This window comes from Ruegeria sp. CDSB029 (assembly GCF_059611125.1).
This window is the reverse complement of the sequence record NZ_JBXWOX010000003.1, coordinates 300,259-315,879: the sequence shown is the minus strand read 5'-3', so window position 1 is coordinate 315,879 and position 15,621 is coordinate 300,259. Positions and strand designations below refer to the sequence as shown.

The following is a 15,621-nucleotide window of genomic DNA, read 5'->3' as shown; positions in this document are numbered from 1 at the left end:
TTGGCAGTTACGATGAGCCAGAAACCCTCTCTTATCAAATCGACCTAAACTGTCCCATGGGCGCTGACGTCAGACAGGTTTTTCTGACTTACAAGATGGCTGAAGGTATCAACCTTCAGTCGTCAGACACGCTGGTGTTGCTTGGCCTGACCTCAAACCTGAAAGAGCTCATCCAAGGTCTGGGGAGGATCGACAGGATCGATAGTGAGTTCGGGGTCGTCAATTACCACCTTGTTGATGTGCCAGTAGGCCAGTTTGCATCAGACGAAAAAATCGCCCAGCGCATAGAGAACTATAAAACTTTGGCTGGGGAGGCGCTAATCGACGCGGTCTTAGAAGAAAGCACCGAAGACGCAGAACTGATCCTCGATAGTGTTGTTGAATATCTGCGATCCCCACGGCGGCTTCGCGACAATAACTTTCACGACGTGCTGGAACGCACAAAGCAAACAATCCCCGAAGACCGCTACAAACTCATCGACAAGGCCAAAATCCAGGGCACCTGGGGTGCAGAGTTGGCGCTCCTATCGGCCCGCGAGAAATTCACGGCGCTACATCTCAAAGGACTTAGCAAGAGCAATAGCTTCTTTCCGCCTCGCCTGCTGCTTCTTAAGGATACTGCGCCAGGCCTTATATTGGAACGCGACCAGCTAGCCTGCGTCCAATCGCTGGAGACTGCATACGAACGGACCAGAAGCCTTGGCATGGAGCACGCCCACATGTCTCTGGAAGATCTCTCTGAAGCGCTAGAGACGATTTCAGAGCAGATCGGCAAGCTGACCGAGTGGGACTTACGCCCGGCGCGCGTTGAAAGCCTCATGAAAGCCTGCGCCGAGTTCATGGGACGCAAATGTGGCATCGAACTCAGCGATCAGAAACTGTTTAGCCATCTGTCCCTGCCCGCCGTGGAAATGGTGTGCGAGGCATGGAGCCGTGAGCTTGATCCCTTCTGGGAACAAGCAAAACACGAAGTGCGTGACAGCTTCGCCTATGAGGATCTCCCCAAGGGGTACATCGCGCTTAAGGTTATCTTGGAAAAGCTCGAAAGCGATCATCAGGCGTCCGCTGAGATCCATGAAAAGATGGTCCGGGTCATCGAAGAAGCAGAACATGTTTCACGCGACCACGAACCCGCAATTGGACAGCGCATTTCAGTGGTGTTCTTTTCGGATGGCGCAGGCGAGCACTAGGCAGCCTCAGACAGCAGCGAAGCCAGATCACTCAGTTTTACCAAGTGTCCTCGCGTCGTCTTACCTTCCATTTGCGCACCATGGGTCTCAATCCCTTTGCTCTCAAAATCAGACAGGAGCTTTCGGGACGTTGTAGCTCTTGACCTCGCCAGTGTCGCAAGGGGCATGTACTCGCTTTGGAAGATCGCAAGCTGCTGCGGTCTGACCAAGAAAGACTCGCTTGGGCCATGCGGAACTTTGCGTGATCCGAGCAGGCCCAGCTTGCACCAATGTGTCACCGCCTGAGCCTTCCAACCTATCCTAGTGAATCAGAAGGATTACCCAAGCCAAACCTAATGCTCTTCCCGTTCGCCGTTTCTGTCCTCGTTTCGATCAAGATTGGAACTCAAGTACATGGAACTTTTGATCGGGTTTTGAGGCGAAAAAGTTCCACAATGTACGTGGAACTTTTTGAAGTGGAAGTATCTCGGTTCGATGTATTGATTGTTTTCAAGGGGATTGCACTGATGAATACAATGATAAAACGATTTTAGTTGGTATAACAATTCCCTGTGTGGGCGTGAAAACGCAGATCCCAAGGATGTATTTCACCAATTGGTGCGCCAGTATTTCCATGGCGTCCTGAAGCCCCCGTTTAACGAAGAAAAACGGGCCGAGGCCGGGCTGCCGCCGGATTTCTATTGGCCTCTGACGGAGGATTTGCCATTGCCGGGACAGACGCAATAACGGGCACAAGTTGACGTTATCGGCAATTTCTCGCCTAGAATCGGCGGCAAAAACCGGTAACGCAAGGTCGATAAGTTAACAAACTTGCCCAAAGCCCCCTCTCGCTCTATGCACTTCGCCCAAGGGACGGCTATCACTCACGACCGGTCCCGATCTTTGGGGATGGAGAGGTAGGACGCGTGAGAACACGTCTGGCAATCAAATTACATTCATTGTTCGAGCGGCATTTTCCCGAACGCCGTGTCTTTCTGAAATCCGACAATGATACGCGGTTTATTCGGCTAAGCTCGGAAACGCAGGTCATAGCCGTTGCTGGTGTCGCCTTGTTCGTGGGATGGACAGCTGTCGCGACTGCGATACTGTTGATGGACAGCATCGGGTCGGGAAACTTCCGGGAACAGGCAAAGCGTGATCAGGCGACCTATCAGGAACGACTGAACATCATGTCCACGGAACGGGACGTCCGAGCGCAGGAGGCTTTGGCGGCTCAGGACCGGTTCAACGCAGCGCTCGAGCAGATTTCGGCCATGCAGTCGGAACTGCTGGCGTCGGAAAACCGCCGCCGCGAGCTTGAGACCGGGATCGAGGTTATCCAGACCACGCTGCGCGCTACCATGAAACAGCGCGAAGAAGCACGTACAGAACTGGTCACGCTTCAGCAGGAAGCGGGCGAAGGCGACATGTACATGGCCGCCGTTGCCAACCCTGAACAGATGAACTTTATGACCGAGGCGCTGTCCCGTACCGCCGAGGAACGCGACCAGATTGCCGCCAATGCCAAGGACGCGCTGGAACAGCGTGACGATCTTGAGCTGGAAATCCGGCTGATGCAGGAACGCAGCGACGAGATCTTCCGCCAGTTGGAAGAGGCAATGGTGATCTCGGTCGAACCACTGGACAAGATGTTCCGCCAGGCCGGCATGCCCACCGACCGCATCATCGAAGAAGTCCGCCGCGGCTATAGCGGCATGGGCGGCCCCCTAACCCCTATTTCTTTCAGCACGCGCGGTGAGGAACTGACCCCCGACGAGATCCGCGCAAATACTCTGTTGCAACAGATGGATCAGTTGAACCTGTACCGAATTGCTGCAGAGAAAGCGCCGTTTGCAAGCCCCGTCAATTCCGTCGTGCGATTCACGAGCGGTTACGGGACGCGTCGAGACCCCAAGACAGGTGGTCGCCGCATGCATAACGGCGCTGATTTCGCAGGTGCCCATGGCACCGACATTTTTGCCACCGCCGACGGTGTGGTCACCCATGCCGGCTGGCAGTCCGGGTTTGGACGGCTGGTAAAAATCAAGCACGCGTTCGGAATTGAGACACTTTATGCCCATAACACGAAGATACGCGTGAAGGTTGGTCAAAGGGTCTCGCGCGGGGATCATATTGCTGATATGGGTAGCACCGGACGGTCGACCGGCACGCACCTGCACTATGAAGTTCGCGTGAACGGAAAACCTGTTAACCCAATGACTTACATCAAGGCTGCGAGAAATGTTTTCTAAGAGCAAAATCAACGAGCCCTCGTCCACTGCACCCGAGGCGGCAAAACCCGCTGCACCGGCGACACCGGCGGCCCCTGCACCGGCAGAAAACAAGGCCAGCACCGCGCCCAAGCCCAAGCCACCGGCATCGGTTCTGTCTTCGGACCTGCACATCACGGGCAACCTGAAGACCTCGGGCGATATCCAGGTCGAAGGCACTGTCGAAGGCGACATCCGTGCGCATCTGCTGACAATCGGTGAGACTGCCACCATCAAAGGCGAAGTCACCGCCGATGACGTCGTGATCAACGGCCGCATCGTGGGCCGTGTTCGTGGTTTGAAGGTACGCCTGACCTCGTCCGCACGTGTCGAAGGCGACATCATCCACAAGACCATCGCGATCGAAAGCGGCGCGCATTTCGAAGGTTCGGTTCAGCGTCAGGACGACCCCCTGAACCCGGGCCGCGGCGGCAAGGCGGGTGCCAACCCGGCGGCCGAAGTCAAGCAGTAACGCGGACCACTTTCCAAGTTTCGAACGCCGCGGGGAAACCCGCGGCGTTTTTCATTTGACGGGGACGATTGGGTTTTCCGGTTCCAACCGCCCGGCGCGTCCTTATAGTGACCTTTATGTTGTTCTTTTTCACAGCCTTGGCGCTTATTGCCGGTTTCCTACTGTATCGCTACTGGTCCAAGTCCCGGGCGCGCCTACAGTTATTGTCCACACCCCTGACAGACCACCAACGCATCCTCATCGAGCAGCAAGTGCCGTTGATCCGCCACCTGCCCCTAGACCTGCGTGTCAAGCTGGACGGCAAGGTGAATCTGTTTCTGGATCAGGTTCGTTTCTTTGGTTGCGACGGGCTGGACGTAACCGAAGAGATGGAACTGGCCATCGCCGCGCAGGCCTGTCTGCTAATTGTAAACAGCGACCTCTGGTACGATCACCTGACCACGATCCTGATCTACCCGAACGCTTTTAAGTCTCGGCAGCGGCGACAGGAAGGATACGTCGTCAGCGAGAAAGAGATCGTGCGCACCGGGGAAAGCTGGGACCGTGGACCGGTTATCCTGTCTTGGACCCACAGCAAGCTGGGCGCACTGAACGACCATGACGGGCAGAATGTCGTACTGCATGAGTTTGCCCACCAGATAGACGATCTGTCCGGTGGCACCAACGGCGTTCCGATCCTGAGCGACGGGCAAAGCTTTGCTGAATGGGAGCGTGTCTTTCTGACTGCCTATGACACCCTTGTCCGCGCCGTCGAAAGCGGGCGGCGCACGGTAATCGACGCCTATGGCGCAACCGGCCATGAAGAATTCTTTGCCGTTTCCGTCGAGGTGTTCTTTGAAAAGCCCCGCGACCTGAAATCTGAGGCCCCTGAGGTCTATGACCAACTTGCCAAACTGTTCCAACTGGACCCGGTTACCTGGGGTTAGGCGCGCTCAGGCTCCCGCCGCCTCACTCCTGACCACTGCCAGTGAAATTTCCCCTTATCCAAACATTTCACAAAACATCATTTTCGAATTAGTCTTAAATTAGTGTTTTCAGGAGGATTTTTCATGTCATCAAAACTCATGGCCGAGTTCTTCGGTACGTTCTGGTTGGTTTTGGGCGGTTGCGGCAGCGCCGTTCTGGCCGCCGGGGTCGCCGATGTGGGCATCGGTTGGCTGGGCGTTTCCTTTGCCTTCGGCCTCACCGTTCTGACGATGGCCTATGCCGTCGGACATATCTCGGGCGGCCATTTCAACCCTGCGGTCAGCCTTGGGCTGATGATCGGGGGGCGGTTTCCGGCGAAGGACCTTATCCCCTATTGGATCGCTCAGGTTATCGGCGCAATTGCTGCGGCTGCCGTCCTGTATCTGATCGTCAGCGGCGCGCCCGGCTTTGAAGGCGTAGGTGGGTTTGCCTCGAACGGATACGGTGAGGCATCACCCGAGGGATATTCACTGATGTCCGCTCTGGTGATCGAGATCGTCATGACCGCGTTCTTCATCATCATCATCCTGGGGGCCACATCCAGCGGCGCTCCTGCCGGGTTCGGTCCCATCGCAATCGGGCTTGGATTGACGTTGATCCACCTGATCTCGATCCCGGTGACCAACACATCCGTCAACCCGGCCCGGTCCACAGGGGTTGCTTTGTTCGCGGACGCGCCTGCCCTTGGGCAGCTCTGGCTATTTTGGGTCGCACCCCTGATCGGTGGCGCAATCGGCGCATTGATCTGGAAGGCGATGACAACAGACGACTAAAGGCCAAGCGGGGGATTATTTCCCCCGCTTTCCTCTTCCTAAGCTATCATCCCTGACGAGACGACGCGAAACCAGGGAGGTAGACATGCTTCGAACACTGATGGTCACTGCGATAACGTTGACCGCGACAGCGGGACTGGCACAGGATGCCTGGCTGACAATCCCCGAAACGCCCGCCATGCCCGAGGCCGCGTCCAGTGGTACCGCCAGCGTGAATGGCATAGACATGTATTACGCCACCTATGGATCGGCAGAGGGCACACCCGTCCTGTTGATCCATGGCGGTCTTGCGCATGGCGATATCTGGGCAGCACAAGTGGCTGATCTGGCCAGCGACCACAGCGTGATTGTGGCAGATACCCGAGGGCATGGCCGGTCAACCAATGATGGCAGCACCTACAGCTATGAATTGCTGGCGCAGGACTATCTGGCGCTGCTGGATCATCTGAATGTCGAACAGGTGCATCTGGTTGGATGGTCGGATGGTGCCAACATTGGCTACACGATTTCGACCACTGCGCCTGACCGTCTTGCCAGCCATTTCGCCCATGCGGGCAATGTCACGCTGGATGGGATCGATCCTTCAGTAGAAACCAACGAAGTCTTCGGTTCTTACGTCGGAATGATGGCCGGGGACTATGCCGCCATGTCCCCCACCCCGGACGGGTTCGAAGCGTTCCTGGGCGGTGTCGCGGCCATGTGGGCCACGGAAAAGCCCGGCGGGCTTGAGGGGCTGCAATCGGTGACCGTGCCCACTCTGGTCGTGCAGAGCGAACATGACGAGGCCATCCTTACCGAACACTCGCAAGCGATTGCCGAGGCGATCCCTGATTCTGATCTTCTGATTTTGAAAGACGTTAGTCACTTTGCGTCGTTTCAAGACCCGGATGCATACACGCAAGCGATCAGAGGCTTCATCGACCAATGACGAAAAACCCGGCGCTGGTGCCAGCGCCGGGTTCAAGGATTATTCGGTGACGGTGACTTTTTTCATCACGTCCGGTTGGCCGATAATGGCACCGTTCTGGCCCTCGCCGCGTTTGATCGCGTCAACCACGTCCATTCCGTCGGTCACCTGACCAACAACCGTGTACTGGCCGTTCAGGAACGGGCCCGGTTCGAACATGATAAAGAACTGTGAGTTTGCGCTGTTGGGGTCTTGCGCCCGCGCCATGCCAACCACGCCCCGGTCGAATTCAAAATCTGAAAACTCGGCCGGAAGGTCTGCACGGTCGGAACCGCCTGTGCCGGCGCGGCGCATGTCGCCACCCAAACGGCCATGTTCCACGTCGCCGGTCTGCGCCATGAAGCCGTCAATCACGCGGTGAAACACCACGCCATCGTACTTGCCTTCATTGGCCAGAGCAGCGATCTGCTCAACATGTTTCGGAGCAATATCATCGAACAGGTCGATGGTGACAGTGCCATTGGCCCCCTCACCTTCGATCTCGACCTCAAGACCCGTGGCCAGCGCAGGACTGGCCAACAAGGCAAAAGCGGCAGCCAGCTTATACATCAGCCGCCACCTTGACACTGATCATGCGGTCAGGGCTCGCTGGTGGCTCGCCTCGTACGATAGCGTCCACATGCTCCATTCCGTCGATGACACGGCCATAAACAGTGTACTGGCCGTTCAGGAAATGATTGTCGCCGAAGTTGATGAAGAACTGCGAGTTCGCCGAATCCGGGTTCTGCGAGCGGGCCGCACCCAAAGTGCCACGATCATGGGGCAGCTTCGAGAACTCGGCCGGAACGTTCGGCAGAGACGACCCGCCGGTGCCCGCCATGCGCAGGTTGAACCCGTCTTCCATGTCGCCATGTTGCACGTCGCCGGTTTGCGCCATGAACCCGTCGATCACACGGTGGAAGGCCACGTTGTCATATTCGCCATTGCGCGCCAGTTCCTTCATGCGGGCGCTGTGCTGCGGTGCCACGTCAGGCAACAGCTCAATGACGACATTACCGCCTTTGAGTTCGACGATGATTGTGTTTTCGGGATCCTTGATCTCGGCCATTAGGCCCTCCTGTCGTTTTATCTTGCGCAAATACCTATGCGCAGGGCGCGGGAATGCCAAGTGACGCATTGACCTGACGGCAAAATGCAGGAAAAGAACCGCCTAAGTCACTTTCATATTTGTCGAGGATTGCGCGATGGGCTGGAAAACACTGGACGACATGGACCTGAACGGCAAACGCGTGTTGGTGCGCGTGGATATCAACGTGCCGGTAGTCGACGGCGTGGTGACCGACGCCACCCGTATCGAGCGCATCGTGCCGACCGTGAAGGACATCTTGGCCGCTGGCGGCAAGCCCATCCTGCTGGCGCATTTCGGGCGTCCGGGCGGCGAACGTCGCCAAAACCTGTCGCTGAAGCAGCTTGTTCCGACATTGGAGGCAGCCTTTGGCACCAAGGTTCGGTTTGGCGATGACTGCGTGGGGATCGAGGCGGAAACAGCGGCAGCAAACCTCAGCGCTGGCGAAGTGTTATTGCTGGAAAACACGCGCTTTCACGCGGCGGAAACCAAAAACAGCCCGGAACTGGCGGCCGGCATGGCAAAGATGGGCGACGTCTATTGTAATGATGCCTTCTCGGCCGCACACCGCGCACACAGCTCGACTGAAGCACTGGCCCGGTTGTTGCCCGCCTGCGCGGGCCGCCTGATGCAGCAAGAGCTGAGCGCGTTGGAAGCCGCGCTAGGCGCGCCTAAACGCCCGGTTACTGCGGTTGTCGGCGGTGCCAAGGTTTCGACCAAGTTGGACCTGTTGGGCAACCTGATCGAAAAGGTGGATTACCTGATCATCGGCGGGGGCATGGCGAACACCTTCCTTGTCGCACAAGGCGTGAATGTCGGCAAATCGCTGGCGGAAACCGCGATGAAAGACACGGCGGCCGAGATCCTGGCCAAGGCCGAAACGACCGGCTGCCAGATCGTCCTACCTCGCGATGTCGTCGTCGCTGAAAAGTTCGAGGCCCACGCCCCCAATCAGGTCCTGCCAGCCGATCAATGCCCTGCAGACGGCATGATCCTTGACGCCGGTCCCGAGACTGTTGCTGAAATCACCGCGATTTTTGAGAAGAGCCAAACGCTCATCTGGAACGGTCCGCTGGGCGCGTTCGAGATTGAACCCTTTGATGCCGCGACCAACGCAGCGGCCTTGAAGGCGGCCGAACTGACACGGTCCGGACAGCTTGTGTCGGTCGCAGGCGGTGGTGACACGGTCGCTGCGCTGAATGCGTCCGGTGCCGCAAAGGATTTCTCTTACATCTCGACTGCCGGTGGCGCGTTCCTGGAATGGATGGAAGGCAAAATTCTTCCCGGCGTCGCGGCACTGGATCAGTAACCCCTGTCTGTCTGGCAATCGGCATTCATGGTACTCTCTCTGTCAAACCGGGAGATGTGCCATGAAAGCTATTGCCGTCCTTGCCACCACTCTGCTGCCCATCACGACATATGCGCAATCCCATTGCGATGGCCAAACACAGGTTGACGCCAATTTCTGCGCCAAAGAAAAATGGGAAATTGCAGATCAAGAGCTGAACCGCCTTTGGTCAGAGATCAAACCCGCATCGGACGCGCGCGGTGATGGCCAAGCCCTGCTGACCGAGCAACGCGCTTGGCTGAAACGCCGTGACGTGACCTGTGACCCCGAGCTGGACAGCGACGGTAGCGCGGCCCCCATGTTCTATTGGGCCTGCATGGAAGAACAAACCCTGCAACGCAACCAGGCGCTGGAAGCCTGGCGATAACCGCTTTTTTCCCAGCCAAATTCATCAGGCGAACATATTTTTTCTGCTGATCATCAAAAATTGCGAATCGAGGGATTCACAAGCCGAATCACCTGTGACATAGTGCAGGCAGATGTCCGAAAAGGGCACGTTTTTGAGGCAGACTTCATACGGCGGTAAACAGAGTGTCCCGTTCCCATCGGCCCGGTTTGGGCTCAGTTGTATTCTTCATGGTGGCTTTCACGCTGAGTGTTTATTTCACCTTCGCCGCCGTGCAGGGCGACTATGGCCTGTTCCGACGGGTCGAGATTGCAGCGGAACGGGACGCCCTGTCGCGCGACCTGGCCAAACTTGACGCCGAAATCACGGAAATGGAAAACCTGACGCGCCGCCTGTCAGACAATTACCTGGATCTGGATCTTCTGGATCAGCAGGCGCGGTCCGTGCTGGGCATGATCCGCTCGGATGAGATCGTCATTCGCTGACCCCCCCACCAATGGATGCCACCCCACGGGTTAACCGCATGATCACGCGCTGAATTCTGCCTTGCCGGACGCTGCGTCACATTTCCCCTCGCCAGAAAGCAACAAATGCTTTATGAGATAGTTTAACGCTAAACTATCTTGCCGAGAGGGGGAGATCGCCACAATGGCTGCGCGAAAAACCACAAAGAAACCAAATGTTTCTGCGGAAGAACTTACCGAATACTACCGTGAAATGCTGCTGATCCGCCGATTCGAGGAAAAGGCCGGTCAGCTCTATGGCATGGGTCTGATTGGCGGTTTCTGCCACCTCTACATCGGCCAAGAGGCCGTTGTTGTCGGCCTTGAGGCTGCGACCGAAGAAGGTGACAAGCGTATTACCTCATACCGCGACCACGGCCATATGTTGGCCTGCGGCATGGATCCAGGCGGCGTGATGGCCGAGCTGACCGGGCGCATCGGTGGTCTGTCCAAAGGTAAGGGCGGCTCGATGCACATGTTCTCGAAAGAGAAGCATTTCTATGGTGGTCACGGCATCGTTGGCGCACAGGTTCCGCTGGGTGCGGGACTGGCCTTTGCGGACAAGTACAAGGGCAATGGTCGCGTGACCTTCACCTATTTCGGTGACGGCGCTGCGAACCAGGGCCAGGTCTATGAGACCTTCAACATGGCCGCCCTTTGGGATCTGCCGGTGGTGTTCGTGATCGAGAACAACCAATACGCCATGGGTACGGCGCAGGCGCGCTCGACCTCGACCAAAGATATCTACCACCGCGGCGAAGCGTTCGGCATCCCAGGTGAGATCGTCAACGGCATGGATGTACTGGCTGTCAAAGCCGCTGGGGAAAAGGCTGTCGCGCACTGCCGTGCGGGCAAAGGCCCCTATATTCTTGAGATCAAAACCTACCGCTACCGCGGCCACTCGATGTCCGACCCGGCCAAGTACCGCACCCGCGAAGAGGTTCAGAAAGTCCGCGAACAAAGCGACCCGATCGAACATGTGCGCGAACTGCTGCTGACCGGCAAACACGCGACCGAGGATGATCTGAAGGCGATCGACAAAGAGATCAAAGAGATCGTCAATCAAGCCGCCGAATTCTCGAAAGAAAGCCCCGAGCCTTCCGTCGAAGAGCTCTGGACCGACATTTACGCCTGAGAGGACGATTAAGACATGGCAACCGAAATTCTCATGCCCGCCCTTTCGCCCACAATGGAAGAGGGCACATTGGCCAAGTGGCTGATCAAGGAAGGCGACACCGTATCCAGCGGCGATATTATGGCCGAGATCGAAACCGACAAGGCGACGATGGAGTTCGAAGCCGTCGATGAAGGCATCGTCGGCAAGATCCTGATCGCCGAAGGCACCGAGGGGGTTAAAGTGAACACCCCTATCGCAGTGCTGGTTGAAGAAGGCGAAGACGCCTCGGCCATCCTAGCGGCTGCGCCCGCAGGCGCGGCGGTGGCTGAGGCTGCCCCCCTGGCAGCAGAAGCCCCCGCCCCCGCTGCAACCGCACCTGCGGCACCCAAGGTGGATCTTTCCCCGGACTGGCCGGCGGATGCACCAATGGTCCAGCAGACCGTGCGTGAAGCTTTGCGCGACGCGATGGCCGAAGAAATGCGTGATGACGAAGACGTTTACCTGATGGGCGAAGAAGTCGCCGAGTATCAGGGCGCCTACAAAATCAGCCAGGGCATGCTGGACGAATTCGGCAGCAAGCGCGTGATCGACACCCCGATTACCGAACACGGGTTTGCCGGCATCGCTGTCGGATCCGCCATGGCCGGACTGAAACCGATTGTCGAGTTCATGACCTTCAACTTCGCCATGCAGGCGATTGACCAGATCATCAACTCGGCGGCCAAGACGCTGTACATGTCCGGTGGTCAGATGGGTTGCCCCATCGTATTCCGTGGCCCCAACGGTGCCGCTGCTCGCGTCGGTGCGCAGCACAGCCAGGATTACGCTGCGTGGTATATGCAAGTGCCTGGCCTGAAAGTGGTAATGCCTTATTCGGCGGCTGACGCCAAAGGACTGTTGAAATCAGCGATCCGCGATCCGAACCCGGTTGTGTTCTTGGAAAACGAAATCCTTTACGGCCGTTCTTTTGACATGCCGCAGGTGGATGATCTGACCGTCCCGCTGGGCAAGGCACGTATCTGGCGCGAAGGTTCGGACGTGACCATCGTTAGCTTTGGCATCGGCATGCAATATGCGCTTGAGGCCGCCGACAAGCTGGCCGAGGACGGTATCAGTGCCGAGGTGATCGACCTGCGCACTATCCGGCCAATGGACACAGGCGCGATCATCAACTCGGTGATGAAGACCAACCGTCTGGTGACCGTCGAAGAAGGCTGGCCGCAAGGCTCGGTCGGCGGCTACATCTCATCCGTGGTGATGCAAGAGGCGTTCGATTACCTCGACGCGCCGGTCATCAACTGCACCGGCAAGGATGTTCCGATGCCTTATGCCGCAAATCTGGAAAAACTGGCGCTGATCACAACCGAAGAAGTGATCGCAGCCGTCAAACAAGTGACCTACCGGTAAGGAGCGACAGACAGATGCCCACGGAAATTCTGATGCCCGCCCTGTCGCCGACCATGGAGGAAGGCACCCTTGCCAAATGGCTGGTCAAGGAAGGCGATACCGTCTCGTCCGGCGACCTGCTGGCGGAGATTGAAACCGACAAAGCCACGATGGAATTCGAGGCCGTCGACGAAGGCACAATCGGCAAGATCCTGATCCCCGAAGGCACCGAAGGGGTCAAAGTAAACACCGCGATCGCGGTGCTGCTGGAAGACGGCGAAAGCGCGGATGACATTGCCGCTGCGCCGGCGGCTGCTCCTGCTGCTGCCGCGAGCAACGAGGCTGCCGCGCCAGCGGCACCCGAGGCGCCCGCCCCTGCCCCGGCTGCTCCGGCCAAAGCGGATGGCGGTCGGATCTTCGCATCTCCGCTGGCCCGCCGTATCGCGGCCCAGAAAGGTCTGGATCTGGCGCAGATCGCTGGTTCTGGCCCACATGGGCGGATCGTAAAAGCAGATGTCGAAGGCGCAACTGCAACTGCCCCGGCTCCGGCTGCCGCATCCGCACCCGCCGCTGCTGCACCGGCAGCCGCCGCAGCTCCGGCCGGTCCGTCCGCGGATGCTGTTGCCCGGATGTACGAAGGTCGCGACTACGAAGAGATCAAGCTTGACGGGATGCGCAAGACCATCGCTGCCCGCCTGTCCGAGGCCAAGCAGACGATCCCGCATTTCTACCTGCGCCGCGATATCAAGCTGGACGCGTTGCTCAAGTTCCGCAGCCAGCTGAACAAGCAGCTGGAAGGCCGTGGCGTAAAGTTGAGCGTCAACGACTTCATCATCAAGGCCGTCGCCAACGCGCTGCAACAGGTTCCCGCCTGCAACGCTGTCTGGGCCGGTGACCGGGTTCTGCAATTGAAACCCTCGGATGTGGCGGTCGCGGTTGCCATCGAAGGCGGTCTGTTCACTCCGGTCTTGCAGGACGCCGACACCAAGTCGCTTTCCGCGCTCTCTGCCGAGATGAAGGATCTTGCCGGGCGTGCCCGCGAGCGCAAGCTGGCCCCGCATGAATATCAGGGCGGCACCTTCGCGGTCTCGAACCTTGGCATGTTCGGTATCGACAACTTCGACGCCATCGTGAATCCCCCGCACGCGGGTATCCTCGCGGTTGGAACAGGTGTCAAAAAACCGATCGTCGGAGATGACGGAGAGCTGGCCGTAGCGACCGTGATGTCCGTTACCATGTCGGTCGATCACCGGGTCATAGACGGTGCCCTGGGGGCTGAACTGCTCAAAGCGATCGTGGACAATCTGGAAAACCCGATGGTCATGCTGGCCTAAGAAAAAATTAGGGTCGCGCCGATACCAGACCGGCGCGGCCCAACCAGATCACAACCGTCATGTGAGAGCTTGTGATCACCACGCGTGTTGCGCGGACGCCTACCGTCAACCACCTTGTCTGAATGAAAATCACGGACACAGGTGCCCTATGACTTCTACCTATTCGGTAAACTTCTTGCTGGTTGCGGCCTTTGTGTTTGGTATGCCGGCGGTTGCGGCGGCGAAGCCCAATACCTATCCGGGTGAACATTCCGCCTTCAGTTCTGATCCAGCCGAAACGGCCAAACGTGAAGCTGAACGCGCGAAAAGGAAAGAAGAACGAAAAAAGCGGCGTGAAGAGAAGCGGCGCAAACGGTCGATCAAAAAGAACGACCGCTTGAACTGACTTGAGTTACTGGTCTTTGCCCAGCATGTGATCCATCGAGATCGAGGGTTGATCGCACCCGGCCTCTCCGACGATCTTGGCCGGTATTCCGGCCACGGTTTTGCAAGCAGGCACTTCCTGCAGCACCACCGAGCCTGCAGCGATACGACTGCAGTGGCCAACTACGATATTGCCCAGAACTTTGGCACCCGCCCCAATCAGCACGCCATCGCCAATCGTGGGGTGGCGCTGTTCTTCTTCCTTGCCGGTCCCGCCAAGGGTCACCGAATGCAACATCGAGACGTTGTCGCCAACGATCGCCGTTTCACCAATTACGATCGAATGCGCGTGGTCGATCATGATACCTTTCCCGATCTTTGCCGCGGGGTGGATATCAATCCCGAAAATCTCGGACGAGCGCATCTGAAAGAAATACGCCAGATCGTAACGCCCCTTGCGCCACAACCAGTGCCCCACGCGATAGGCTTGCATCGCCTGATACCCTTTGAAGTAAAGGATTGGTTGCAACAGGCGGTGGCAGGCCGGGTCGCGTTCGTAGACAGCCATCAAATCCGCGCGCGCAGCTTCGAGCAGTGCGGGGTCGTCGGCATAGGCTTCGTCCACGATCTCGCGCAGCACCATCATCGACATTTCGTTCGAGCACAGCTTGGCCGCAATCCGGTAGGAAAGCGCCCGTTCCAGGCTGCGGTGGTGCAAGATACAGGCGTGAACCAGCCCCCCCATCAAAGGCTCAATCTCAACTGCAGACTGAGCTTCGGCGGTGATGCGATCCCAAACAGGGTCGACGGGGGTCACGTGGCTGCGCGTTTCGAACATGGCTTTTCATCCTTTGCTGCGCCTAGAATGCCATTTAGTGGCAAAAACGCCAAACGCAAACCCGTGATCGACAGGGCAACGAAAATGAATGAGACGCAGGTGGCGAATTTCAAAGACCGTATCCGTACACGATTGGACGAGTTGGCTCAGCATTCTGCCCTTGGAACCGAGGCCCAGGCAGTGGTTGAACTGGACCAGCAAGCTGTCGGGCGGCTCAGCCGGATGGACGCCCTGCAAAATCAGGCCATGGCCAAGGCTCAACAAGCAAATCGGGATATCGAAACACATCGATTGTCAGTGGCCCTGACCCGGATCAAAGATGGAGAATTCGGCTGTTGCGAGGATTGCGGCGAAGAGATTCCGGTGGGTCGCCTGAACCTTGACCCAGCGGCCAGCAAGTGCGTCAGCTGCGCATCCGGGTAACGCGGAATTGACTCAGGCATCGCAGAACCATCTCAAAACACTGGCAATATTGCAAATCGTCAAAGCTTGGCTCGTCGGCCAATGGTCGGGTTCTAGCCACTGTCATCAATGAGCCATTTCCAAACAGTGGGTGTAGCCGACCTGTATGGCCGACATAAATGTCGGCCAGCTCAGCTTCGCTAATCATTCTGGTGCACAGGCGTTCCCGGTCGGCAGGCGGCGCGTTCAGCAATACCCGCGCCGCGGCACTTACATCGCCGTGCAAAACAGGACGCATACG

17 protein-coding genes and 2 pseudogenes are annotated in these 15,621 nt (G+C 57.7%); 15 read left to right on the top strand and 4 right to left on the bottom strand.

The features are described 5' to 3' along the window. From AC2FI8_RS05965 to AC2FI8_RS05935, 7 genes and pseudogenes are all read left to right on the top strand, one after another. A pseudogene (locus AC2FI8_RS05965) lies at positions 1-1,190 on the top strand (DEAD/DEAH box helicase family protein); the annotation flags it as partial. A 543-nt stretch (positions 1,191-1,733) separates the two neighbouring features. Next, positions 1,734-1,916, top strand: a pseudogene (locus AC2FI8_RS05960) (DUF455 family protein); the annotation flags it as partial. Positions 1,917-2,095: 179 nt separating this feature from the next. Then, a complete protein-coding gene (locus AC2FI8_RS05955) occupies positions 2,096-3,421 on the top strand; it encodes a DUF5930 domain-containing protein (RefSeq protein WP_496723379.1) in 1,326 nt (441 codons plus the stop codon). Further along, positions 3,411-3,911, top strand: a complete 501-nt coding sequence (locus AC2FI8_RS05950) for a bactofilin family protein (RefSeq protein ID WP_496723381.1) — start codon at positions 3,411-3,413, stop codon at positions 3,909-3,911. Before AC2FI8_RS05955 ends, AC2FI8_RS05950 begins: the two co-directional genes overlap by 11 nt. A gap of 116 nt (positions 3,912-4,027) precedes the next feature. Then, positions 4,028-4,837 (top strand): M90 family metallopeptidase, encoded by an 810-nt coding sequence (locus AC2FI8_RS05945; protein WP_496777791.1) that lies wholly within the window; start codon positions 4,028-4,030, stop codon positions 4,835-4,837. 123 nt (positions 4,838-4,960) lie between these two features. Further along, complete coding sequence (gene aqpZ / locus AC2FI8_RS05940; protein WP_113789480.1) at positions 4,961-5,650, top strand: aquaporin Z; 690 nt, start codon at positions 4,961-4,963, stop codon at positions 5,648-5,650. Positions 5,651-5,735: 85 nt separating this feature from the next. Next, on the top strand, positions 5,736-6,578 hold the full coding sequence (locus AC2FI8_RS05935) for an alpha/beta fold hydrolase (RefSeq protein WP_496777789.1): 843 nt from the start codon (positions 5,736-5,738) through the stop codon (positions 6,576-6,578). Positions 6,579-6,617: 39 nt separating this feature from the next. Here AC2FI8_RS05935 and AC2FI8_RS05930 read toward each other — a convergent pair whose 3' ends face one another. Together AC2FI8_RS05930 and AC2FI8_RS05925 are read right to left on the bottom strand one after the other, a co-directional pair. After that, on the bottom strand, positions 6,618-7,166 hold the full coding sequence (locus AC2FI8_RS05930) for a peptidylprolyl isomerase (protein WP_109311395.1): 549 nt from the start codon (positions 7,164-7,166) through the stop codon (positions 6,618-6,620). Next, positions 7,159-7,665 carry a peptidylprolyl isomerase gene (locus tag AC2FI8_RS05925; protein ID WP_108860369.1) on the bottom strand — a complete coding sequence of 169 codons (507 nt, stop codon included), beginning with the start codon at positions 7,663-7,665 and terminating at the stop codon, positions 7,159-7,161. The genes AC2FI8_RS05930 and AC2FI8_RS05925 overlap by 8 nt, the downstream gene beginning before the upstream one ends. Positions 7,666-7,801: 136 nt before the next feature. On the opposite strand from AC2FI8_RS05925, the gene AC2FI8_RS05920 reads away from it, so the two are divergent. The 7 genes from AC2FI8_RS05920 to AC2FI8_RS05890 all read left to right on the top strand — a co-directional run bounded on the left by AC2FI8_RS05920 (position 7,802) and on the right by AC2FI8_RS05890 (position 14,102). Further along, positions 7,802-8,992, top strand: coding sequence for a phosphoglycerate kinase (locus AC2FI8_RS05920; RefSeq protein WP_496766992.1), 1,191 nt, complete (start codon positions 7,802-7,804; stop codon positions 8,990-8,992). 61 nt (positions 8,993-9,053) lie between these two features. Further along, on the top strand, positions 9,054-9,398 hold the full coding sequence (locus AC2FI8_RS05915) for a lysozyme inhibitor LprI family protein (protein WP_496766991.1): 345 nt from the start codon (positions 9,054-9,056) through the stop codon (positions 9,396-9,398). 164 nt (positions 9,399-9,562) lie between these two features. Then, the gene (locus AC2FI8_RS05910) at positions 9,563-9,862 is read left to right on the top strand and encodes an FtsB family cell division protein (protein WP_496766990.1); all 300 of its coding nucleotides are present in this window, start codon (positions 9,563-9,565) and stop codon (positions 9,860-9,862) included. A gap of 163 nt (positions 9,863-10,025) precedes the next feature. Further along, a complete protein-coding gene (gene pdhA / locus AC2FI8_RS05905) occupies positions 10,026-11,015 on the top strand; it encodes a pyruvate dehydrogenase (acetyl-transferring) E1 component subunit alpha (protein WP_058273998.1) in 990 nt (329 codons plus the stop codon). 15 nt (positions 11,016-11,030) lie between these two features. After that, positions 11,031-12,404, top strand: a complete 1,374-nt coding sequence (locus tag AC2FI8_RS05900) for a pyruvate dehydrogenase complex E1 component subunit beta (protein WP_496777787.1) — start codon at positions 11,031-11,033, stop codon at positions 12,402-12,404. Positions 12,405-12,418: 14 nt separating this feature from the next. Continuing rightward, positions 12,419-13,717 carry a pyruvate dehydrogenase complex dihydrolipoamide acetyltransferase gene (locus tag AC2FI8_RS05895; RefSeq protein ID WP_496777785.1) on the top strand — a complete coding sequence of 433 codons (1,299 nt, stop codon included), beginning with the start codon at positions 12,419-12,421 and terminating at the stop codon, positions 13,715-13,717. A gap of 148 nt (positions 13,718-13,865) precedes the next feature. Next, positions 13,866-14,102 (top strand): hypothetical protein, encoded by a 237-nt coding sequence (locus tag AC2FI8_RS05890; protein WP_496777783.1) that lies wholly within the window; start codon positions 13,866-13,868, stop codon positions 14,100-14,102. A 6-nt stretch (positions 14,103-14,108) separates the two neighbouring features. On the opposite strand, the gene cysE is transcribed toward AC2FI8_RS05890, so the two are convergent. Continuing rightward, complete coding sequence (cysE, locus tag AC2FI8_RS05885) at positions 14,109-14,918, bottom strand: serine O-acetyltransferase (RefSeq protein WP_058277511.1); 810 nt, start codon at positions 14,916-14,918, stop codon at positions 14,109-14,111. Positions 14,919-15,002: 84 nt separating this feature from the next. Between cysE and AC2FI8_RS05880 the strand changes: the two genes are divergently transcribed. Then, a complete protein-coding gene (locus AC2FI8_RS05880) occupies positions 15,003-15,341 on the top strand; it encodes a TraR/DksA family transcriptional regulator (protein ID WP_496777781.1) in 339 nt (112 codons plus the stop codon). On the opposite strand, the gene AC2FI8_RS05875 is transcribed toward AC2FI8_RS05880, so the two are convergent. Then, entirely contained in the window at positions 15,322-15,618 is a 297-nt protein-coding gene (locus AC2FI8_RS05875; RefSeq protein ID WP_496777777.1) for a DUF7742 family protein, read from the bottom strand. The genes AC2FI8_RS05880 and AC2FI8_RS05875 overlap by 20 nt on opposite strands. Between the last annotated feature and the right edge of the window lie 3 nt (positions 15,619-15,621).